Source organism: uncultured Abyssibacter sp. (assembly GCF_964000955.1).
GTDB lineage: Bacteria > Pseudomonadota > Gammaproteobacteria > Nevskiales > OUC007 > Abyssibacter.
In genome coordinates this window covers 1-20,389 of the sequence record NZ_CAXFCL010000106.1, presented here as the reverse complement: position 1 = coordinate 20,389, position 20,389 = coordinate 1, and the positions used below count along the sequence as shown (strand labels likewise).

Below are 20,389 nucleotides of genomic sequence, written 5' to 3'. Positions count from 1 at the left end.
CTAGGCCGCCAGGGGCGTGCTGCGCATGCTCAGGAAGTTGCTCAGCAACGCGTGGCCGTGAGCGGTCAGGATCGACTCCGGGTGGAATTGCACGCCCTCGATCGCCAGGCTGCGATGCCGCAGTCCCATGATTTCGTCGACCGAGCCGTCGTCGTGAGCGGTCCAGGCCGTCACCTCCAACTCCGCGGGCAGCGAGCCTGCTTCCACCACCAGCGAGTGGTAGCGGGTGGCCTCGTAGGGTGAGGGCAGACCGCTGAACACGCCGGCGCCGGTGTGGTGAATCTGCGAGGTCTTGCCATGCATCACTTCACGGGCGCGCACCACGCGGCCGCCGTAAACCTGGCCGATGCACTGATGGCCCAGGCAGACGCCCAGGATTGGCAGCTGGCCGGCGAAATGCCGGATCGCGTCCATGGACACGCCGGCTTCATTCGGCGTGCAGGGGCCGGGTGAGATCATCAGATGAGACGGCGCCATCGCCGCGATCGCATCGAGGCTGATCTCGTCGTTGCGCCGGACGACCACCTCCGCGCCCAGCTCACCCAGGTATTGCACCAGGTTGTAGGTGAACGAGTCGTAGTTGTCGATCATCAGGATCATGAGAGCTGGTCCGGCGCCGGGTGCGGTCGAGAAAGCGCCATTATCCGCCATCCGCGCATTGTTCTGCGAACCCGGTCGTGGTTCTTGAGGCTTGCTGTCTTGCCTGGCGCGTTGGGCCCTCGCAAAATTCACCAACGACCATGCGGTTCATGGTCCGTCTGGAGAGTGATGCCATGGATTTTGGATCTTTAATCGCGCGCTTCCGTGGTCGGGAGCGGTCCGAGCACAGGGGCGGTGCGCCGAACGACGTCGACACCTATTTCCGTCGTTGCGCGTTGCTCGCGTTGTTGCGCGATCTGAGCGCGCGGAACGCAGAGCTGGGCGACGTGTTCGACATGGCGCCGGACTGGCATCGGCTGTCGGCGCGGACGACGTTGCGTCAGTCCGATTTTGCCGCCGCCACCGGGGTGCTGGTGAAACGCCTGTGCCTGCGTTCGGACGGGGCGAGCGGCATGTTCAGCTTCGTGATTATCGAAAACGGGGCGGAGGCGCTGGCGCGTCTTCGCGCGGGAGATCTCGCCGGGCTGGAAGCCATCGTGGGGCCGACCGCGCAACTGGATGCCGAGCGCCGTCAGGCCGCGGCCCACGCGACAACCACGGCGGCGCAGCGGGCTATCGAGACCGACCTCGCCAAGCACTTCGCAATCGGCTACAACAGCGTGTCGCAGGCCAAGCGCGTGAGCTGGCAGCAGATGGACGCCTAGACCGCCGTCTGACCTCAATCTGGTGGCGTGGGGCGATCCCGCTTTCTGCTGTCCCCGGTAGTGAGCAACCGGCTCTCCATCTCCTGTAGTCGTTCCATCAGCCGGGCTTCCAGCGCGGCCATGTGTTCCCTGCGGTGGTCCTCGCTGTCCGCCTCGATGGACGACACGATCACGCCGATGAACATGTTCAGCACCGCGAAGCTGGTGACGACGATGAACGGCACGAAGAACGTCCAGGCCATCGGGAAATCCTTGAGGATCGGCCGAACGATGCCGTTGCTCCAGGACTCCAGCGTCATGATCTGGAACAGGCTGTAGAGCGAGCGGCCCAGCGTGCCGAAATAGGCCGGAAAAGCCTCGCCGAAGACCTCGGTCGCGATCACCGCACCGACATAGAAGATCAGCCCCAGCAACAGCACCACCGATCCCATGCCCGGCAGCGCGCCGAGCAGGCTTTGCACCGTCTGGCGCAGGCTGGGGACCACGCTGATCAGGCGCAGGACCCGGAACAGGCGCAGGGTGCGGAGCACCGACAGCGGCCCAGCCGCGGGGAGGTAGCAGATCGCCACGACGCTGAAGTCGAACCAGAACCAAGGGTCACGGATCGACTTGCGTGGAATCAGCAGCAGTCGCAGCAGGATCTCGATGGTGAAGATCGTCAGCGCAAGCTGGTCGAGCCCATGCAGCGCGTCGCCCCAGCGCGCCGTGAGCTGCTCGCTGGTCTGCAGGCCCAGTGTCACGGCGTTCACCATGATCACGGCGGTAATGAAACGGCCGAAGGCATCGCTGGTCACGAGGCGGCGGAGCCGATCGATCATGTCTAATCCGGTGGGTCCGAACGGGTGGCGGGCGCGGATTGTTGCCGATTCACGCGTGACATGCACGAGTCTTGCCGATGAGCTTGCGGCGGCGATCGGGTAGGCTGCGCCGCTGAGGGGAATTCAGCGACAGACCATGCATCCAATCGTACTCATATTGCTCGCGGCCATCGTGATCGCCGCTGTCTTCGGTTTAGTCTCGATCTCGCGGGGCACGCCGGGCGCCGACGAGGATCCCGAGCCCCGGCTGCGTCGCGTGCTCGTGACGGGGCTGGCGGTCCTGCTCGCCATCAATGTCGCGATGGCGGGCTTTGGCTGGTTCGTGGTCCAGAGCTCCGGGCAGGACGGCAACGCGGACACCGCTGGCGAGGCGCTGGAATTGTCGAATCGCCTGCTTGCGCTGGAAGCCCGTCTGCAAACCCTGGAATCGAGGGTGTCGGCAGGCGAGGACAAGCCGGTGCCCGCCGGCGATCGCATCGTGCCGGCGATCGAGTCGGTGATTGTTCGACGCAGCCCGGGAGGGGAATCCCTGACGCATCTGCCCGGTGGTTCGGGCGTGGATGTGTCCTATTGCATGGCGCGCCGCGAAGCCGGCCAGTACTGGTGCGAGATCCGCACGCCGTCCGGTGAAACCGGCTGGGTGCCGCGTACGCTCATCGAGCCGCCCCCGGAACTGTCCGGAGAGCGCGGCGGCTGAAGCCGGGCGATTACGCCGCGGGTGCCAGCATCTGCTGGCCGATCCGCTCCGCGGATTCCGGGCTCACCAACTGGCCGACCAGGGCCAGCGCGAAGGCGATGGCCGTGCCGGGCCCCTGGCTGGTGATCAGCGCGCCGTCGCGAACCACCGGCTCGTTCAGCCAGGTGCCGGTTTCCACCCGCTCCGCGAAGGACGGGAAGCAAGTCATGCGCCGGCGGGCGAGCAGACCGCTGGGTTCCAGCGCCACCGCCGGGGCCGCGCAAATCGCCCCCAGCAGGCGGCCCGCGTCGAGTTGCTCGCGGGCCATGTCCATCAGCGCATCGCAGCGGCCCAGATGTTCGGCGCCGGGCATGCCGCCCGGCAGGACGACGGCGTCAAAGAACTGATCGCGGCAGTCGTCGATTAATGCGTCGGCCTCGATGCGGGTGCCGCGCGAGGCCTCGATCTGGCGCCGTCCCGGCATGCAGCTGGCGACCGTGACGTCGACATCGGCGCGTCGGAGCACGTCGATGACGGTGACGGATTCGATATCTTCGCTGCCATCGGCGATGGCCACGAGTGCGGTCGGCATGGGGGACTCCGTACTTCGAGTGGAACCCGCGACGCTATCAGGCTCAGCCGATCTGGCAACACCGTGTGCTACTGGATCGGCGCGAACTCGAACGAGGGGTGGGCCGAACTGCCGGCGTCGTCGTAGTAGCCCAGCATCCGCAGGCGCCAGAACGTTCCGCTGCGGTCGCGGACAACGTAGACGACGTCACGCGGCGAGATATGGTGCACACCATTCCCGTCGTTGCAGAACCCGGAATAGTAGTACCAGCCGAAATCGCCGTTGATGCCGCCGCAGGCGCCGTCTCCGGTGTTTTCTGCCGGGGGGTAGGTGACGAAGGCCAGCGCGTCGGTTTCGTCGCTGTGCCATTCGGCATCGCCGGGCACCGAGGTCGTGCTCGTCCAGTCTCCGCCCAGCATGTCGTGCAGCGCCGCGTCACCCGGGCCGGATGCGCCGCCGTTGAGCCGGATGTCGGTACGCTGCACGGCAATGTCCCAGGTCAGTTCGTCGTCCGGGCTGGCGGGTTCCACCTGCAGAGCATTGATGAGGTCGATGTAGACCCAGGCCTCTTCCGAGCTCGCGTCGACATCGGCCCGCTGACCGTCGGCGGTGCCGGAGAACGTCACGGCGCCGAGCGGAACCACGCCGCCACCATCGGTGCTGCAGGGTGAACCGGGAATCTCGATCAGATCGAATTGCGGATGACCGTCGCTGCCCTCCGGTGAGTTGTAGCCGGTCATGCGCAGGTTGAAGTACCGGCATTCCACGCTGCGGATTACATAGGCGACGTTGTCACGGGCCGTGATCGCCGACCCCGCGGGGATGCCGGCATCGTGATACCAGCCATGGTCGCCTTCACCGGTCAGACGGTCCGGTTCGAGGTCCGCTTCAGGATGGTTGGCGAACACGTACTGGGTGCCGAATCCGGTGAACAGCCCGCCTCGTTCGTCGGTCAGGTAGTCCACCGCGGAGGGCGGCGGGGCGCCGGTGACCGATTCCCAGGGGTAGGGTGTGCCGGCGTCCACCTTGTCGGGATAGACGACCACGGGCTGCCCGCCGGGAGGTGCGCCGGAGACACCGCCGTTGAGCTTGATGTCGGTGCCGAGAAACGCGATGTCCCAGTCATCGCTGGCGTCGGGCGCATCGGGCGCGACCTGTGTCTGGGTTTCCAGGTCGATGTAAACCCAGTTGCCAGCGGTCGTGTCGATGTCACCGTGGTAGTAGCCGCCGGTTGCCGTGAACGTTGCCTGGGGCCCGCCGGGCCCCGGCAGACCATCCTGCGTGGTGTCGTCATCCTGATGGTCGGGAGGCGACAGGTCGTCCGCGCAGCCGCCGAGCAGCATCACGGGAAGGATGAGGCCGGCCAGCAGGGCGGCGGGGTGACGGGATCGCAGCATCAGAAGTCCCTCCGAAGTTCGAGGTAGGCGGCGCGGGGCTGGATTGGAAGAAAGCGCGGATCGCCCTCGTCCAGCAGGTTCTTGACGCCCGCGGCGACGTGGAGCGGCGCGAAGCCGCGCCACTCCGCGCGGACATCGAACAGACCGTAGGCCTCCGCCGTGCCGGCGCCGGTGGGTGGTCCGCCGGTGTCCAGTTCCACGCCGAATTCGCGCTCGCCGATCCATGTGCCGCGCAGGCCCAGCGCATAGCGGGTGCGTTCGTAGTACACGGCGGCGTTGGCGCGGTGCTCGGCCCGGCCGCTGAGTGGCTGGCCCGTGTCCCTGTCCTCGCTGTCCAGATAGCCGTAGCCCAGCCGCAGCTGCACGCTGGGAACGGGGCGCCACTGCATCTGCAGATCGATGCCGTTGAGTCGGGCGCGGGCGACATTGCGATAGCTGTAGATGGTCGGCGGCCCCGGTTCGACGAGCACGATCTCAATCAGATCCTCGACGCGGTTGTGGAAGAGGGTCGCCGTCAGGCTCGTCGTGGCGTTCGGAAGCCAGGTGGTGCCGATGTTGAACCCGCGGCTGCGCTCGGGTTCGAGATCGGGGTTGCCATCCACGCGGTAGCCGACCGCGGTGTTCTCGAAGCGCAGCAGCATCTGCTTGAAATCGGGGGCGCGGTAACCGTGGCCGTAGCCGATCCGCAACAGCCAGTCGCGGGTCAGGTCCAGCCGAGCGGCGAACTTGGGTGACCACTGATCACCGAACAGCGAGTCGCGGTCGTAACGCAGGCCGGGGACCAGCGTCAGCGCGCCGCCCAGCAGCGCGAAATCATCCTGCAGGAACACGGCCTGGCGGTCCCGCTCACCATTGTTGTCCAGCCGATCGGCTTCCAGGGTTTCGAACTGGTGTTCCACGCCGAGGGTGATCAGGTGCTGGCCCGCGAGGTGGTTGATCTGGACACCGCCCAGACCGATCTCGTCCAGCGTTTCCTCGTCGGTGACGCCGTCGGTGGTGTTGCGCTGGACCTGGAGATACTGGTCGAAATAGCGCTGGTAGCCGAGGCTTAACTCCACCTCGGTCGACGCGCCGATCCGCAAGCGTGGAGTGAGCTGCGTGCGCACTTCCTCGATACGCTTGGTGGTGTCGTAGATGCGTCCACCGGTCCCCGAATCCACGCGGGTCGTGTCATCCAGCGAGTAGGCACCGTAGCCGGAGACGCTGACGGCTTCGGAGGCCGTCCAGTTCAATTGCCCCGACGCGAACCGGCTGACGCCATCGACCGCGTCCTCGCCCGGCGTGGTCTCGTCCAGGTCGTAAGGGCGCAGCCGGCTGTAGCCGCCGCTGATCTGACCGCTTAGCCGTTCACCGGTCCAGCCGCCAAACGCGAAGGCATCGCCGGCGTGGGTGTCGTCCAGCCGCGTGATGATGCTGCCGCCGTCGGTCTGCTTGCGGGTGATGATGTTGACCACACCGCCCAGCGCATCGGAGCCGTAGAGCGCCGAGCTCGGACCCTTGACGATCTCGATGCGCTCGATCTCCGCCACGCGCAGACGCGTGAGGTCGATGGCGCCGTTGATCCGGCCGATCACGCGCTGGCCGTTGATCAGGATCAGCACGTGTTCCGACGACAGACCCTGGATCTCGATGCTGGTACCGCGGCCCGAGACGCGGGTGACGTAGGCGCCGCCCTCGCGTTCCAGCAGCTCGGCGACGTCCCGTGCGCCGGAGCGACGGATGTCCTCCTCCGTGATCAGCTGGACATCAACCGGGCTGTCTCCGATGCGATGTTCGGTGCGCGTTCCGGTGACCACGACCGGTTCCAGCTGTTGCGGCTCGGAGTCGGCCGGTTGCGCGAGTCCGATCGAGGGGCTCAGCCCGACGATCATGACCAGGGCGCCGGCTCGCGGCGCGGAGCGGATCATGAACCGGCCTGCGTCGCGCCGGTTGCGGGCCAGTAGTCGGGCTTGCACATCGCGATGGTCGTCTTGCGCAGCGCGTCCATCGATTCCACCGGTTCGCGGAAGCCGATGCGGTGCACGGCCTGGCCGATGCGGATGTAAAGGCCTTCGGCATCCACGCCGGTCATTTCGGGGGTCTGGCCGAGGGAGTCGATGCCGGCGAATTCGCAGTACTTGGCGACCGCGTCGGCGTGGTCTCGATTCATGTGCGTGACCGCGCCGGTTTCCTGTTGCGGCGAAAACGGGTTGGGCCGCAGGACCTGATCCGGCGTCAGCCAGTGAATCTTGCCGAAGCCGCCGATGTAGCGCAGGCGGACGGGCGTCAGCCGCCAGAAGTTGAAATCGTGCGCCTGCTCGTAGCCGCGTGCCTCCGGAAAGAAGCGCAGGTAGCGTTCGCCCAGCTCCGCTTCGGTCTCGGCGATCGGCGCGGCGTCGGCCAGCACGCTCAGGCGTGCGCTGGCCTGCACGTCATCGACATCGGACTCGGCGATGGTCAACGAGCACTTGGGATCATGTGACAGGTTCTTGGTGTGCTGCGCGATCGTGGAGATCAGGATCAGCGGATGGCCCTGATCATCGAGCACGTACGGCGTGATCGAACCCAGCGGATAGCCTTCCACGGTGACGCTGTGCGTCGACAGCACGCCGTGGGTGCAGCGGGAGAGCAGTTCCCTGGCTTCGGTGGCAGCGTCGGTCATGGCGCCTGATGTCCTTGAAAAGATGGTGGGGCCTGCCGCGGCGCCGTACTTGCCGCCTGTCGGCCAGACAGCTATCTTAATGCGAACCATTCTTATTAACAAATTCAAGTTCATGGATTCTTTACATGCGCTGGCGGGCGGTGATCGTCGGATGTTTGTCTTGCGGGCCGCTGGGCGCATCGTTTGGCCGCGAGGGCTGTTCTGCGCGCTGGGTCTTTGTCTGATCACCGCGGTGCAGGCGGCTCCGCCCAGGCTCGTCGCCATCGGCGGCTCGGTGACCGAAACCGTGTTTGCCCTGGATGCCGGCGATCAGGTCGTGGCCGTGGACACCAGCAGCACCTACCCGCCAGTGACGGCGGAGCTGCCCAAGGTCGGTTACGCGCGCACGCTGGCGGCCGAGGGCATTCTCGCGATGCGGCCCGATCACGTGCTGGCCGCCGAGCATGCCGGGCCGGAGGCGGTGTTCGAGCAATTGCGGGGAGCCGGAATTTCAGTGACTCGGGTTCCCGATCCGCGCTCGGCGGAGGACACTGTAGCGATGATCGAGACCCTGGCGACATTGCTGAACCGCCCCGAGCAGGGCCAAATCCTCGTGAGCAACCTGCGGGCGTCGCTGCAGGGCCTGGCCGGGATGGAACTCCACCCCCGCGACGCCATCGTCGTGATCGGCGGGCAGGGCGGTCAGGTCATGGTGGCCGGTCAGGGCACGGCCGCCGATGCCATGCTGACGCTGGTGGGCGCCCGCAACGCGGCCGATCAGTTTCGTGGCTACCGGCCGGTCGGTGACGAGAGCCTGCTGCAACTGGCGCCGGACGCCGTCATCGTGCCGGATCACGCCCTGCGCACCCTGGGCGGGCTGGATGGGCTGCGGGCGCGACCCGGTCTGGCTCCGTTGCCGGATCACGCGTTCATCGTCATGGACAGCCTGTTGCTGCTGGGGATGGGGCCGCGCATGGGGGACGCCGCGCAGTCGCTGGCTCGTTCCCTGGACGTCGCGGGCCCGTGATGCGCATCGCCCCCCGGGCGCGCCTGCCGGTTACCGGCGGGCTGCTGGCGGCGACGCTGGTTGCCGCGCTTTGCGGTCTGGCGCTGGGGCCGTTGCAGATTCCGCTGGCGCGAACCGTGGACATCGTGCTGAGCCTGGTCGGGCTGGGGCAGTCGTCGGTGCCCGCGCATGAACAGGCGACCATCGAGATCATCCGCATGCCGCGCGTGCTCATGGCGCTGGTCACCGGCGCCGCGCTGGCCGGCGGCGGCGCGGTGTTGCAGGGGCTGACCCGCAATCCGCTGGTGGAGCCGGCGCTAATCGGCATCTCCAGCGGCGCGGCGCTGGGCGCGGCCATCGTGATCGTCGTCGGCCTCGGCAGCGTGCTGCTGCCGGCCGCGGCCTTCGCCGGCGGCCTGCTGTCGGCGCTGGCCGTGTTCGCGCTGGCGCGGGCGGACGGCCGGACCTCGGCTGTCGCATTGCTGCTCGGCGGAGTCGCGATCAACGCGCTGACGGCGGCCGCGCTGGGGCTGATGATCTACGCGGCGGACGATCAGGAGCTGCGATCGTTGACCTTCTGGATGTTCGGCAGTCTGGCGCGCACCGACTGGGATGCGCTGCGTTGGCTGATTCCGCTGGTCGGCGTCTGCTGTGTGTTCATGGTCCGTGAGCATCGGGCGCTGGACGCGCTGGCGCTGGGCGAGCAGGTGGCCGGGCATCTGGGCATCGATGCGCAGCGCGTGCGCAACCGGCTGCTGACGGTGACCGTGCTGGCGGTGGGCGCCGTCGTCGCCTACACCGGCGTCATCGCCTTTGTCGGTCTGGTCGTTCCCCATGTCGTCCGGCTGCTGCTGGGCGCGCATCACCGTTTTCTGATTCCCGGGAGCCTGATCGTCGGCGCCGGACTCACGGTGGTTGCCGACACGCTGGCGCGCATGATCGTGGCGCCCGCGGAGCTGCCGATCGGCGTCGTCACCTCGCTGGTCGGCGCGCCGGTGTTCATCACGCTGCTGTGGTCGCGGCGGCGGGACTACGGTCAGGAGGGCGCATGAGTCTGGCGGCTCTACAACTCGCCCGCAGCGATGCGGGTCACCGCCGTATCGATCAGGTCACGGCGACTTTCGAGCCGGGCCGCCTGCATGTGCTGATCGGCCCCAACGGCAGCGGCAAGACCAGCCTGTTGCAGGCGCTCGCCGGCGATCTGGCGCCGGATGCCGGCCGCGTTGCCTGGCAGGGCGAGGACCTGAGTCATCTGGACCGGCGGCGCCTGGCACGGGTTCGCGCGGTGCTGCCGCAGCAGATGCCGGAACATCTGCCGTACATGGTCGCCGAGATCATCGAACTGGGGCGGCTGCCCTGGGCGGGCGAGGCGCGGGCGACCACGCGGGCCGCGGTGTTGCGCGCTGCGCAGAGCACCGGTGTGGAGGAGTATCTGGAGGTGCCTTACAACCGGCTCTCCGGCGGGCAGCGGGCGCGCGTGCAGCTGGCCCGCGTGCTGGCGCAGCTTGACGGCGTCCCCACGCCGGCCGTGTTCCTGCTCGACGAGCCGACCGCGTATTTCGATCCGTACTGGCAGCATGTCTGCCTGCGGCTCGCCCGCGAACTGGCCGCGGCCGGGCACATCGTGGTTTGCGTGCTGCACGAGCTCAATCTGGCCGCCCAGTACGCCGACTGCCTTTATCTGATGCAGGCCGGCCGGCTGGTGCTCAGCGGATCGCCGGAAGCCGTGCTGAACGATGCGCGTCTGGACCGCGTCTACGGGCTGCGCTTCAGCCGCCTGACCGATCCGGATGCGCCCGGCAGCATCCTGCTGCGCGGCGATCCTGCGGTCGAGGGCGCGACGCCGCAGGACTAGCCAGGAACGCTCAGGCCACCGCGGCGCTGGAGCCGGTCGCGCCGATCTCGGAGGACCAGCGCAGCACGCTGCCTTGCGACCGCGTCGCGTAGACGGGCTTGCCCATCACGTCGTTGACCACGCAGCCCGCCCGCCACGCGGACAGGCTTAGTTGCGGTTCGGCGATGCCGTGGCTGTGACGGCCCATGTTCAGCAGATAAAGCCGCTGCGGGCCGAGCCCGTGCAGGGTTGCCCGAAAGGCGTCGGCCAGCTCGGGTCGCCCGGCGGCGTCGCGGGCCAGATGCGGGCGCAGTGGCGCCAGGCATTCGGGCAGCGCCTCCTCCAGGCCGGTGCAGAGAATCACCACGTCGGCCGGCCAGTGTTCGATCCGCTCGTCCAGTCCGTTATGCAGTTGCAGCATCAGCGCACCCGAGCGATCCATGCGGGTGAGGCTGCGATACGGGTGCAGCGTGACGCGCGGCTTGCCGGTTTCCAGATGCGTGGATCGGTAAAGCGCCTGATAAAGCGCTTTCAGGGTGCCCGGGGAAATGCCGTCCGAGGCCAGCTTCTGCTCGGTGACGACGGCGTCACGGCGATGCGCCGGGAGCTGACGAAACGCGGCGACATACTCCGGGGTGAACCATTCGTTGGTGAACGGGGTTTCGTCCAGCGGCAGGAAGTTGGAGCGACGGGTGAACCAGCCCAGCCGGGCCGGCTGTCCCCAGTGCGCGTTCAGCACGTTGAGCACGACTTCCGCGCCGGTCTGACCGCCCCCGATCACCGCGACGCGGCGACCGCTGAGGTCGACAGGGCGCTGCCCGATCTGCAAGGCGTGGAAGCATTGATCGGACAGATGAGGACGGCAGCAATCGGGGATGTGGGGGCGCTTGCCCGCGGCGACGCACAGATGTCGGGCGCGTACGTCACGCTGGCCGACGCGCAGCACGAAACAATCGTCCTCCGCGTCGACCCGGGTCACCGGGCTGCTCATGTGGACGTTGGGCAGGCCTTCCGCCGCCCAGGCGAGGTAGTCCGAGAACTCCCGGCGAGTCACGGCGGACTGCTCGGCATTCATGAAGTCGTAGAAGCGGCCCTTGGTAACCAGGTAGGCGAGAAAGCTGAACCGGTTGGTCGGATCCACCGGCGTGACCAGGTCCTTGAGAAACGAGGTTTGCAGCTCCGCGCCGGGCAGCATCAGTCCGGGATGCCACTCGAATCGCTGTTTCGATTCAAAGAAGGCGCTGCGCAGCGGCTGGTTGTGGATCAGTGCGGCGACGGCGAGGTTGAACGGGCCGGCGCCGATGCCGGCGAGATCCAGTGGTGCATTCACGAGGCAGCCTCCAGTGGCGCGCGTTCGGCCAGTGCCAGCGGGTTGTCCAGCAGCCCGCCGACGATCGGGACGGGGCGTTCCGCGCTGTCGTCATAGCCGACGCGAAAGCGAACGCGGTTGATGCAGACGCGTTCGATCCGGGCGCGAAACAGATCGAAGGTCTCGAAGCGGGACCGAAGATCAGGGTGCGCGTGCTGGTAGTCGCGGAGCACCCGGGCCAGCACCCGGTAGAAGTCCGCTTCGTCAATGACCCGCTCCGCGTGCAGCTGCGCCGACAGGAAGCGCAGTACCGTGACGAAATGGCCGGTCAGCAGGTCGTGGATCAGGTAATGCGCCGGCAGGCGGGTCAGCACCTCGGCTGAGGCCGGCGGCAGGCTCGAACGCTCCGGAAACTCGCCGTCGACCAGGCGCAGATCGCCCTGGAAATCCTTCAGCAGTACGCGTCGAGGAACGGCGTTGGCAACGGCGATGACAATGTTCTGACCGTGCGCGACGAGTCCGATTCCGTAACGGCTGAGCAGGTGGTAGAGCGGCACGACGACGGCATCGAACAGCCTGGCCAGCCAGTCCTCGGCGCCGAGGCCGGATGCGTCGATCAGGGCGGCGCCGATGCTGCGGCCGTCGGCATCGGTCTGAAACAGCGCCGCCATCAGCATCGGACGCTCGTCACCGGCGCACAGGGACCACGGGGACTGACGCCAGGTCGCGCCGAGCAGTTCGCGGTAACGGTAGGGCGTGCCGTCGATGTCGGCGTGGTGGCGGTGGGGCACATGGATGCCGGCGACCTCCTGCATCACCGCGACGCCGCGTCGCGCCAGCGTCGTGTCGCCGCGGCAGATCGTGTTCATCCACGCGGACAGGCCGGGCCCAGTGGTGGTGAATTGCCCGGGGATGCCGCGGTAGCAGGAGGTGTTGAGCACCGTGAGCGGGAGCTTGAGATGCGGGGCGTCGCGGCGGTTGGCATTCGCCAGGGTTCGTAGCGAGATCTGCGGCAGGTAGGCGTCGCCGTGCACCCCGAGATCGATGATCTCACCTCGGGCGAGTTCGGTGGCGTAGTGCGACTGGATGTGGCGTTGCCACTGCCAGGGATGCACCGGCAGCAGCAGGTATGACGCGGGATCGACGCCGGCGGCCTCGCGCGCCCGGTACAGCGTCTCGTCGTCGCCGAGGCTGTCGCGCAACAGGGTCGACCAGTCACGGTCCGTCGGTTCACCGATTACCGTCAGCTCTCGCCGCACGGCCAGCCAGCGTAGGCGAACCGGCTGGCGCGATTCCGGCGCGTAGCGGTCGAATTCGTCGATGCCCCAGCCAAGCCGCCCCTTGTTGGCGATGGCCTTGGGGTGGCCATCCAGCAGCGCCTGCTGGTGTTCGTCCGGTAGCGCGGCCATGGCGTCGGCGGTCAGCCCGTCACGGGCGCGCAGAAGGCGCATGTCGGCCAGCAAGGTGTTGGCGGTTTCCGCCAGAAGGTTGCCCAGCGTGGTCGGCGGGATGTCCGCTTCGGTGGCGATGTCGATCAGCAGCCGGGCGGCATCGTCGGCGGGATGGCCATCGCGTGTCACCGACTCCGGCTCGACGAAAAGCCAGTCCCAGATCGTCAGCCGCGCGGAAAATTCGTAGCGGTGTGGCCCGGCGGGTACCCGATAGCGATCGGGTCCGATCAGCTCGGCGGACAGCGCCTGTTCGTAGCAAAGCTCGCCGAGCATCTTCGCGACCATACGGCGGTTGGCGAGCGTCCACGGCGCCCGGTCCGTGACGGGGGCATTCATGTGAAGCGGGTATCCGCGAAAAAGGTCTGGCGATCGCACATCAGCAATGCGGCTCGCTTGTGCGGAAAGTCGAATTCGCGGACCTTGCGCCAGCCCGGAGTGCTGGCGAGGTACTTGAGCAGGCCGGCGTTGTCGGCGCGGGGTTCTCCGACCAGCCGGTGCGTTCGCGCCTCGTCCAGCCACATGAAGTGGCAGACACTGTTGATCCACGCACGTGCGTGGACATGGCCGAGGCAGTTCGTCTCCCCGACGAGCAGGTGCATGCCGCGGTCGTAGGGCTCGGCGTCGTAGTACGGGCCGAGCCGGTCTTCCAGCGCCCAGTACAACTCGAAGTAGGCGAAGGGCTGATCATCCAGGCTCGCGATCATCGGGTCCACATGCGGATCGGCGAGCACCTTTTCGATGTAGGCGCGCTGCACGTCGGCGGGCCCAGGCTGTTCCCAGAATTCGGAGACGCGGGGATCGTTCATCCAGCGGGTGAAGCGTTCCAGATCGCGGTCCGGATCGATGCGATGCAACCGGAAGGTCTGGTCCAGCGCGTGAATTCGGCGCTCATAGACCAGCCCCGCTGGCAGGGGATGGCGACGCGGATGCGCGACGTCTCCGGTCTGCGTCCAGCTGTCGTCGTCGGCCGTTGTTGCGGCACGGTGCCACCATGGCCGCTGCTGGTAGAAGGTCTCGCGTTGCTGGACTGGCGCGATCCCTCCTGGCACCTCGCCCCGCCACTCGATGCGGGTCTGGTCCGGGTGCTGGGTGAACAGGCTGTCGGTCAGTCCGGCGAGCTGCCGTGCCGACAGGACCTGATCGAGCACCGTCGCGATGATCGAGTCGCCGTCCTGCCGGCAGACGATTGAATGATCGTCCACTGCTGCGTCGGGTGGCGATGCGGGTTGTCGGGCCGATGCGGTCAGGTTCATGGCAACAGCCTCCTAAAGGCCGGCGAGTGGATTGGGGAGCGGGTGGTAGATGGCCAGGGGATCGGCCGTCGTGGTTTCGTTCAGTCCCAGCAGCGCGCACTGGAAATTCCCCTTGGCCCAGAGCTCGGGGGCGTCCAGCACGTAGTCCAGCCAGCGGCTGTCCTCGCGGCCGCCGTCACGCAAGCTCGCCAGGTGGTCGCGCAGCACTTGCAGCAGGCGAGCCTCGGTGATCACGCCGGAGGCGCCCAGCGCGCCGATCAGGCCGAAGCAGCTGTTGACGATGAGGTAGTAGGCGAACAGCCGGTTGGCCATGGTGTCGTCGATGACGTTATCCGTGGTGTCGCCGAGATCGGGCAGGAAGGGACGCAGCAGCTTGGCGCCGAGGGCGCTGTAGCCACTGCCCTGGCAGTCGCGGAACCAGCAGCGGGCGGGCAGGCCGCCGTCGAAGCCGAGGATTAGGTTTTGCTGGTGCGCGCCGTAAAGCAGACCGTAGTCCGCCTGCGCGATCACCAGTGGCTCGATCGCCACTTCGCAGAAGCGGCGAAACCAGTGCTCGGCGGCGTCCGCCTCCGATTGTCCGCTGGAGCGGATGTGCTGCCGGACCAGATGGACTACGCGCGCATCGCCGTCCCAGGGGTGATCCTGGGTGAGCGTGGCGAGCAGGCCGATCGAGCGGTCGCGGGCGTCACGAAACGGGTTGTCGCGGAACAGTACGAGCGACTCGATGATTGGCTCGCTATCCGCGGAGCGCAGCATCAGGTAGCCGGGCTCGGCGAGCACGCGAAACTGCGGATAGCGCTGCTCAAACGCCTGTCCCACCGGCGTGCGACGAATCCGGGGCACCTCCAGGCCGCGAGCCATCTCCCCCGGCTGCAGCGTGCGCAGCGAGTTGGTCAGCCGCAGGCTCATCGAGCACTTGAGCATGTACGGGCTGTGGCTGGCGTGGATGGCCCGCAGTGACGAAGTGGCGTGCCAGTCCGGCCGGCCATCACCCAGTTCGATGATGCGTCCCGAGCGGAGCAGGTCGCGGACCCGAGGGTGGTCTCGCAGTTGTTGCCACTGCCAGGGGTGGGCCGGGATGCGGACCATGTTCTCGGAGACGGGTGGCAGGTCATCTTCGACATCGCTGTCATGAACAGCCCGTGCCATGGCCGTCGCCGATTCGACATCGCCATGCGCATCGATCAGGCAATCGCGATCCACACCCAGCCAGCGCAGCGCGAAGCGCCCGCCGAATTCCGGCGCGTAGAGCCGGGCTTCCACCTGAGTCAGCGGTTCCCGGCTCTTGGGCGTGGGATGCACGCTGTGGCCGGCCAGTAGCGCCTGTTCCGAAGCGGCGAAATTCAGCGGAGCTTCGAACAGGGACTCCATGGCCGTCGACCGCGCCGCGATCGCGTCGGCCAGATTGCAGACGCTGGCATCGACCCGGCCGGAGAACGCCTGTCGCGCGGTGACGGTTGCATCCGGGAACAGCCGGGGTTCGTCGGCGATGCGCGCGGCGGCGGTGTTCAGTGACACGGGCCGAGGTGGCTCGCCCGCGGCTTGCAACAGCAGGCTGCCGACGAACTGGTGGCGGCCGCAGATGCTGCGGTAACGAACCGGTGCCCAGATGCGAGCGCCGGTCGAAGGCAATGTCACGCAGAGCGCGAGCGTCGAACCCGCGCCGGGCGGCGTGGCCCAGCCGACCAGGTCCGATTCCCTGGAAAGGGCGTTGAAAAACGCATTGATTGACAGGCGTTCTGCTGCCACCGTCGGGTTGCGCGGATCAGTCGATGCATCCGCGGGGGTGAAACCCGATGTGCCGGCGAACGCGGAAGGCGTTGGCACTTGTCGTCCGTCCATGGACATAATCACGAATGAGAATGAGTATCGATATCCCTATCGCGTCGGCATCTTGTCGTGCTCCGCACGGGCTTGCAAGTCGCGTTCGTCGGGATGTGTCGTCAGGGATTCCGGATCCGATGGCAATGCCGACACCATGAAGGCGAGCCTTCCCGCCATCGGGGCGATCGCCACGACCCATGGCGCCGCGCAGGTCGTGTTGCTTGCGCTGGTGCCGGTGTTGCAGGCGCAGTGCGGTCTCGATCTGCCCAGCATCGGTTTGATCGTGGCCGTCGGCACCGCCTGTTTCATGGTTGCCGGTCCGGCCTGGGGCGCGCTGGGCGATCGCTGGGGGCGCAAGCGCGTCGTCGTGTCGGGGCTGGTCGGCAGCCTGCTGGCGCAGGGTCTGTTTCTGGCGGTGCTGCTGGCGCTGGTCGATCAGCAACTCGCAGTTGGTGACGGCGTGATGATGCTGGTGGGGTGTCGCGTGCTGTATGGGCTCACGGCGGCCGCGGTCTACCCGGGTTGCCAGGCCTGGGTTACCGAGGGCGTGTCCGATGCCGAGCGATTGGGTCGCCTTGCCGGATTGAGCGCCGCGTCGAACCTGGGGCGCGTGATCGGTCCGGTGCTGACCCTGGTGGGCCTGCTCGCCGGGCCGGTGTGGCCGCTGTTCTGGCTGGTGGTGCTGCCGATGTTGTCCCTGGCGCTCGCCTTGTCGGTGCAGGCGGACATGCCGATGGCGCCCGCCGCCCCGATACGCCGTCCCGTGCTGCGCATGCCTGGCCCGGGACTGCGTGGTTGCCTGGTCATCGCGCTGCTGACGACCACGGCCGTCGGTCAGTTGCAGATGCTGCTGGGTCCCGTGCTGACCGATCGCTACGGGCTGGATGCCGGCGCGGCATCTTCGGTGGCCGCGGTCGTGCTGCTGTGCGTGGCCGTGATCGGGGTGGCGACGCAGTGGCTGCTGGTGCGACGGATTGGCTCCGCGCGGTCGGGGCTGCTGGCCGGCGCCCTGCTGATGGTCGTATCCGGCGTCGGCATCTGGCCGCTGCTCGGCACCGGCTGGGCCGCCCTGCCGTTGGGTCTGTTCGTCGTCGGACTCGCCATCGCCACGCCGGGGTACACGGCCTGGGGCAGTCACATGGTCGGGCAGGCCCGCCGCGGCCAATGGTTCGGCTGGTTGGCCATCATGCACACGGCCGGCTACACGGCGGGGTTCGCGATCGCCGGATGGCTTTATGCGTGGCGCCCCGACTGGCCGTTGGCCGGTTTCCTGGCCGCGCTGCTGGGCGTGGCATTGGTGGCCGGCACGCTGCGACGGCGGGGCGACGATTCGGCATCGCTACAATCGCGGCGGCAGCGGGCGTAACATGCCCGCCATGAGCGATTTCAAAGGCATTCCCGTCGTTGGCAGCGGTAGCAAGTACCGCACGGAGCAGGGCTTCACCGCGATCAAGGACGGCATGAAGCAGCGCAACGGCGCCGACAAACCGGAGCGGATGCGCAAGCCCTCGTGGATCAAGGCGCGTCTGCCGTCCGGTCCCGGCTACAACGCGACCAAGCACAATGTCGACACGCATCGGCTGGCGACGGTCTGCGAGGAATCCAAGTGCCCGAACATCGGCGAATGCTGGAGCCACGGCACCGCGACGATCATGTTGATGGGCGAGGTTTGCACCCGCGCCTGTCGGTTCTGCTCGGTGAATACCGGCAATCCGCGCGGCTGGCTGGATGCTGACGAGCCGAAGAACGCCGCGGAATCGGTCCGGCTGATGAACCTGCGCTACATCGTGCTGACGTCGGTGGATCGCGACGACCTTGCGGACGGCGGGGCGTCCCACTACGCAGCCTGCATTCGCGAGATTCTCAAGGTGAACCCCGACGTGAATGTCGAGGCGCTGACGCCGGATTTCTCCGGCAGCCACGCCGCCGTCGAGACCGTCGTCGATTCCGGACTGCATGTCTTTGCGCAGAACGTCGAGACGGTGCGCCGGCTGACCCACCCGGTTCGCGACGCTCGCGCCAGCTACGAGCGCACGCTGGACGTGCTGCGCCATGCCAAGCAGCACCGGCCCGACGTCATCACCAAGACCAGCCTGATGGTCGGCCTGGGCGAGACCGAGGACGAGATCATCGAGGCCATGGACGATCTGCGGGCCATCGACGTGGACATCGTCACCTTCGGCCAGTACCTGCAACCGACGCCGAACCATCTGCCCATCGAGCGGTTCGTGACCCCGGACGAGTTCGCGCGTTACCGTGAAGTCGGGCTTGCCAAGGGCTTCATGGAAGTCGTGTCCGGTCCGCTGGTGCGTTCCAGCTACCGTGCCGACCGCGTGTTCGACAAGAACAACGTGGGCTTGCCCGCGGCATCCTGAGCCCGTCGGCGTGCCCCGGGCGGGCACGCTTCATGAATCGGGGGAACCCTGACGGTTCCCGTTGCTCGGATACGCCATGGACGTGATTCAGAATCTGATCGAATCGATAAGCTGGGACGTGATCATCGGAACATCGGTGCGCGTCCTCCTGATCCTGATCATCGGCCTGGCGCTGATGTCGGCGACCAAGCTGCTGCTGACCCGACTGGAAGCCCGGCTGATCACGCAGAGCAAGCGGTCGGGCGAAAACCCGGGGGAGGCGACCAAGCGGATCGAAACCCTGATCCGGCTGGTGCGACAGGGGATTCGTGTCGTCCTCTGGATGACGATTCTGCTGGTGGTCCTGAAGGAACTCGGTGTCGATGTCGCGCCGATTCTCGCCAGTGCCGGTGTCGTCGGGCTGGCCGTGGGCTTCGGCGCGCAGAACCTCGTCCGTGACGTGATTTCCGGGTTCTTCTTCATCATGGAAAACCAGGTCCGGGTCGGTGACGTTGCCATCATCAACGGCACCGGGGGGCTGGTTGAACGGATGAACTTCCGGACGATCACGCTGCGCGATCTGGGCGGCGTGGTTCACGTCTTTCCCAACGGCAACGTCAACACCCTGTCGAACCTGACGCGGGACTGGTCGGCCTACCTGATGGACATCGGCGTGGCCTACAAGGAAGACCCCGATCACGTCATAGAGATCATGCGCGAGGTTGGCGCCGAACTGCGTGAGGACCCGGTGCTGGGTCAGCACATGCTGGGCGACATCGAGATCTTCGGCGTCGACAAGTTCGGCGACTCAGCCGTCACCATCAAGGCGCGCATCCGTACGCTGCCGATCCGGCAATGGGATGTCGGTCGCGAGTACCTCAAGCGTCTGAAACGTGCCTTCGACGAGGCCGGTGTCGAGATACCGTTCCCGCATCGCACCCTGTACTTCGGCGAGGCCAGCAAGCCGATCGCGCTGGAACTGGCGGAACGGGCCCGTCGCCAGCGCGAGGTTGCGGATGACGACGCGACCAGCCGGGCCGACTTCACGTCGAATATCGATACCAACGGCTGATTACCATCAGCCGTCGCCTGGCCTTTCCCCTCAAAGCCGGGTGAATGTTCGCGAGCGTTACTGCGCTCGCTTGGCCTTCATCTTCGCGAAGAAGCTGGTGAACTCGTCCTTGGTGATGCTGCCGTCATCGTTGGCGTCGGCGCCTTCGGCCATCGGGTACGGCGCAGCCATGAACTCGCCGGAGGAGATGGCGCCGTCGTCATCGGTATCCAGCGCATCGGTTAACGCGCCCTGGTGACCCTGCATGCGGTCATGCATGCGTTGGGCGCGATCACGGGCAGCTTGCTGTTCCTCGGCACTGACCAGACCGTCACTGTCCGCGTCCAGACGCTTGAAGGCGGCTTCGCGATGCGTTTTCAGTTCGTCCTGTGTGATGACGCCATCGCCATTGGCGTCCATGCGGTCAAACATGCGTGAGCCATCGCGGAATCCAGCATGTGCGGTGGTTGCAACAGACAGCACACCGGCGGCAATCGCGGCGCAATAAATGAACTGTTTCATGGTGAGTAGTCCCTTGAGTGGATTGGTCAGCGCTTGGTACGCGCCGGGAGCGTGATTTGGTCGCCAGTGACCTGGGTCGAGCGCTTTTGACCTGCTTTGGCGCGCGAATGTTCAGACGAGTTTGAGCGGATGGGTAGAATGTCCAAGACTTTGTACGAGCCAGCGATTGTTGCCTGAGGGGAAGTGCTTGCGGCCACTACTTGCATGCTCGCGCGGGTTGGGCGCGGGGAAAGGTATTGATTGCCAGGGCCTGACGGTCGACATCCGTCGGGCGATCGCCCCCGTCGATTCCGCGGCGCGGAACGGCGTCGATCGCGGGCGACGGCCCCTGACGAAGCGTTTCACGGCAGCGGTCTGCTGATGAGCGCGCAATGAAGATATCGAATCTTCGCGTTGAGG

At 66.9% G+C, this 20,389-nt stretch carries 20 protein-coding genes; 8 read left to right on the top strand and 12 right to left on the bottom strand.

The window, feature by feature from the left end:
* Entirely contained in the window at positions 1-600 is a 600-nt protein-coding gene (locus ABNS06_RS04950; RefSeq protein WP_348672942.1) for an aminodeoxychorismate/anthranilate synthase component II, read from the bottom strand.
* Between the two features lie 173 nt (positions 601-773).
* Between ABNS06_RS04950 and ABNS06_RS04945 the strand changes: the two genes are divergently transcribed.
* Positions 774-1,304 carry a hypothetical protein gene (locus tag ABNS06_RS04945; RefSeq protein ID WP_348672941.1) on the top strand — a complete coding sequence of 177 codons (531 nt, stop codon included), beginning with the start codon at positions 774-776 and terminating at the stop codon, positions 1,302-1,304.
* 14 nt (positions 1,305-1,318) lie between these two features.
* On the opposite strand, the gene ABNS06_RS04940 is transcribed toward ABNS06_RS04945, so the two are convergent.
* Positions 1,319-2,122: an ion transporter gene (locus ABNS06_RS04940; protein ID WP_348672939.1), complete on the bottom strand. Its 804-nt coding sequence runs from the start codon at positions 2,120-2,122 to the stop codon at positions 1,319-1,321.
* 136 nt (positions 2,123-2,258) lie between these two features.
* Here ABNS06_RS04940 and ABNS06_RS04935 point away from each other — a divergent pair, with 136 nt between their 5' ends.
* Entirely contained in the window at positions 2,259-2,819 is a 561-nt protein-coding gene (locus ABNS06_RS04935; protein ID WP_348672938.1) for an SH3 domain-containing protein, read from the top strand.
* 10 nt (positions 2,820-2,829) lie between these two features.
* Here ABNS06_RS04935 and ABNS06_RS04930 read toward each other — a convergent pair whose 3' ends face one another.
* From ABNS06_RS04930 to ABNS06_RS04915, 4 genes are all read right to left on the bottom strand, one after another.
* Positions 2,830-3,390, bottom strand: a complete 561-nt coding sequence (locus ABNS06_RS04930; RefSeq protein ID WP_348672937.1) for a DJ-1 family glyoxalase III — start codon at positions 3,388-3,390, stop codon at positions 2,830-2,832.
* A 68-nt stretch (positions 3,391-3,458) separates the two neighbouring features.
* Positions 3,459-4,766 carry an HmuY family protein gene (locus ABNS06_RS04925; protein ID WP_348672935.1) on the bottom strand — a complete coding sequence of 436 codons (1,308 nt, stop codon included), beginning with the start codon at positions 4,764-4,766 and terminating at the stop codon, positions 3,459-3,461.
* Positions 4,766-6,673: a TonB-dependent receptor gene (locus ABNS06_RS04920; RefSeq protein WP_348672934.1), complete on the bottom strand. Its 1,908-nt coding sequence runs from the start codon at positions 6,671-6,673 to the stop codon at positions 4,766-4,768. The genes ABNS06_RS04925 and ABNS06_RS04920 overlap by 1 nt, the downstream gene beginning before the upstream one ends.
* Positions 6,670-7,407, bottom strand: a complete 738-nt coding sequence (locus ABNS06_RS04915; RefSeq protein WP_348672933.1) for a DUF2470 domain-containing protein — start codon at positions 7,405-7,407, stop codon at positions 6,670-6,672. The genes ABNS06_RS04920 and ABNS06_RS04915 overlap by 4 nt, the downstream gene beginning before the upstream one ends.
* A gap of 112 nt (positions 7,408-7,519) precedes the next feature.
* Between ABNS06_RS04915 and ABNS06_RS04910 the strand changes: the two genes are divergently transcribed.
* Genes ABNS06_RS04910 through ABNS06_RS04900 form a run of 3 tightly spaced genes read left to right on the top strand, consistent with a single transcriptional unit; the run spans position 7,520 to position 10,247 of the window.
* Positions 7,520-8,413 carry a helical backbone metal receptor gene (locus ABNS06_RS04910; RefSeq protein WP_348672932.1) on the top strand — a complete coding sequence of 298 codons (894 nt, stop codon included), beginning with the start codon at positions 7,520-7,522 and terminating at the stop codon, positions 8,411-8,413.
* Positions 8,413-9,444, top strand: coding sequence for an iron ABC transporter permease (locus ABNS06_RS04905; protein ID WP_348672930.1), 1,032 nt, complete (start codon positions 8,413-8,415; stop codon positions 9,442-9,444). The genes ABNS06_RS04910 and ABNS06_RS04905 overlap by 1 nt, the downstream gene beginning before the upstream one ends.
* Entirely contained in the window at positions 9,441-10,247 is an 807-nt protein-coding gene (locus ABNS06_RS04900) for an ATP-binding cassette domain-containing protein (protein ID WP_348672929.1), read from the top strand. The genes ABNS06_RS04905 and ABNS06_RS04900 overlap by 4 nt, the downstream gene beginning before the upstream one ends.
* Before the next feature lie 10 nt (positions 10,248-10,257).
* Here ABNS06_RS04900 and ABNS06_RS04895 read toward each other — a convergent pair whose 3' ends face one another.
* From ABNS06_RS04895 to ABNS06_RS04880, 4 genes are read right to left on the bottom strand one after another with little or no spacing between them, the layout of a single operon-like run.
* A complete protein-coding gene (locus ABNS06_RS04895) occupies positions 10,258-11,556 on the bottom strand; it encodes a SidA/IucD/PvdA family monooxygenase (RefSeq protein ID WP_348672928.1) in 1,299 nt (432 codons plus the stop codon).
* On the bottom strand, positions 11,553-13,322 hold the full coding sequence (locus ABNS06_RS04890; RefSeq protein WP_348672927.1) for an IucA/IucC family siderophore biosynthesis protein: 1,770 nt from the start codon (positions 13,320-13,322) through the stop codon (positions 11,553-11,555). Before ABNS06_RS04890 ends, ABNS06_RS04895 begins: the two co-directional genes overlap by 4 nt.
* Positions 13,319-14,239, bottom strand: a complete 921-nt coding sequence (locus ABNS06_RS04885) for a GNAT family N-acetyltransferase (protein ID WP_348672926.1) — start codon at positions 14,237-14,239, stop codon at positions 13,319-13,321. Before ABNS06_RS04885 ends, ABNS06_RS04890 begins: the two co-directional genes overlap by 4 nt.
* A gap of 12 nt (positions 14,240-14,251) precedes the next feature.
* The gene (locus ABNS06_RS04880) at positions 14,252-16,081 is read right to left on the bottom strand and encodes an IucA/IucC family protein (protein ID WP_348672925.1); all 1,830 of its coding nucleotides are present in this window, start codon (positions 16,079-16,081) and stop codon (positions 14,252-14,254) included.
* 136 nt (positions 16,082-16,217) lie between these two features.
* Between ABNS06_RS04880 and ABNS06_RS04875 the strand changes: the two genes are divergently transcribed.
* The 3 genes from ABNS06_RS04875 (at position 16,218) to ABNS06_RS04865 (ending at position 19,489) form a co-directional block, all read left to right on the top strand.
* Positions 16,218-17,429, top strand: a complete 1,212-nt coding sequence (locus ABNS06_RS04875; RefSeq protein ID WP_348672924.1) for an MFS transporter — start codon at positions 16,218-16,220, stop codon at positions 17,427-17,429.
* 10 nt (positions 17,430-17,439) lie between these two features.
* Positions 17,440-18,438, top strand: coding sequence for a lipoyl synthase (gene lipA / locus ABNS06_RS04870; RefSeq protein WP_348672923.1), 999 nt, complete (start codon positions 17,440-17,442; stop codon positions 18,436-18,438).
* A gap of 76 nt (positions 18,439-18,514) precedes the next feature.
* Positions 18,515-19,489, top strand: a complete 975-nt coding sequence (locus ABNS06_RS04865) for a mechanosensitive ion channel family protein (protein WP_348672922.1) — start codon at positions 18,515-18,517, stop codon at positions 19,487-19,489.
* A 57-nt stretch (positions 19,490-19,546) separates the two neighbouring features.
* Here the strand turns inward: ABNS06_RS04865 and ABNS06_RS04860 are convergent, their stop codons facing one another.
* Positions 19,547-19,990: a hypothetical protein gene (locus ABNS06_RS04860; RefSeq protein WP_348672921.1), complete on the bottom strand. Its 444-nt coding sequence runs from the start codon at positions 19,988-19,990 to the stop codon at positions 19,547-19,549.
* A gap of 196 nt (positions 19,991-20,186) precedes the next feature.
* Positions 20,187-20,389: hypothetical protein (locus ABNS06_RS04855; protein ID WP_348672920.1), on the bottom strand; the 203-nt coding region annotated here is incomplete at its 5' end.